Source organism: Aquimarina ulvae, from assembly GCF_053613295.3.
Genome location: NZ_JBSIBP030000048.1, coordinates 1 through 1269 on the forward strand (window position 1 = coordinate 1; position 1269 = coordinate 1269).

1 protein-coding gene is annotated in these 1269 nt (G+C 32.2%); it reads right to left on the bottom strand.

Going from position 1 to position 1269, the window contains the following annotated elements; translation table 11 throughout:
• Positions 1–290: 290 nt before the first annotated feature.
• Positions 291–1127 carry an AbiJ-NTD4 domain-containing protein gene (locus ACWGOQ_RS24095; protein WP_452058743.1) on the bottom strand — a complete coding sequence of 279 codons (837 nt, stop codon included), beginning with the start codon at positions 1125–1127 and terminating at the stop codon, positions 291–293.
• Between the last annotated feature and the right edge of the window lie 142 nt (positions 1128–1269).

Here is a 1269-nt window from a genome sequence, read left to right on the forward strand (position 1 = left end):
TTTTTCCCTCAAATTATACCTTAAAAAGTGTAAACTATGTTTCTTTAACTTTGTAAAGGATGTTTGTTTAACGTACCTATTTGTCTATAACGTCTCGTATAAGAAACGTAGGGCAGGCAAGGAAACTTTTCGTTTCCGTCTGGTCTGAGAGCCAAAGCTTTTTGTTTTGTTTTTATCTTTTTCATTTTAAAAGCCAAATCCAAAAGATTTGGCGGACTTAGTAAATAAGCCCAAGCCTTTAAATATAGCACTTTATGCCCTATTTGCTATAGCCATTGTTGGCAGCAGTATTATTTATTTTTTGTAATCAAATAATTCACAAATGCAGAACAAGCAATCAGCATAAATTTAGCTTCTTCTTGTCCTGGTTCTATATCATCATTCAATAATCCATGTCTTATGCCTCCATTATCTGACGCATAACCATAAATTGCGCTAAATCCTGATTTAAGACTTTTAGGAATTGGTTTCTGTTTATCCAAAATCTTTAAGGCTTGTCCCAATGTTGTATTCTCATTTCCAGTAATAGTTTTGCAAAGAGATTCTACAGCAGAAATAGATTCCTTTATTGAATTTCGATAATCAGGTTTTCTTTTGTCGGTGAGCAGCTTTAAAGAACTTTCCAAATGAATTTTAACAGAACGATATTTCATTCCAGAATTAAGAGCTTTTTCAATTTCTTTAATTTCTTGACTCGAGTCAATTTCAAGAAGGCTTAAGCCAACAAATCTAAATCCTGACAATTCCCGTTCTAAATATGGATTACAAACACTAACAAAATCGTGTCCAAATTCTTCTGCGCAATATTCTAAATATTCATAGACCTCGTACCATTTGGCTTCAAAAAACCATTTTCTGATATAGTTATATGAATCGTCTGGATAAATTTTTCCATCTGATATGCTTAAATTATCAATCGGTATTTTGAAGAAATCTCTCCATAGTTTTCGAAAAAATTCGGCTAATGCAGAAAGTTTGTTGCCATAGGTATGATTTGAAAGTTTCCCAAATGTCTCATCACAAACCAAAGACCACAAGGTATTACGCAAATCATTTGGCATCTGCTCTTTAGGTATGATTGTTTTTGGCTTAAAGATTCCAAGCCTTTCTGAGAACTTCAATTTCATGTTTTTTTATATTGCTGCCAACAATGTTATAAAGGATATATGTCCTTTACATTCTATATATATTCAATTATAACCGTCGAATTAAACGTTTAATTCGACGGTTATAATTTATTTATGCGCTGAAAATAACGTAAAATTCCCA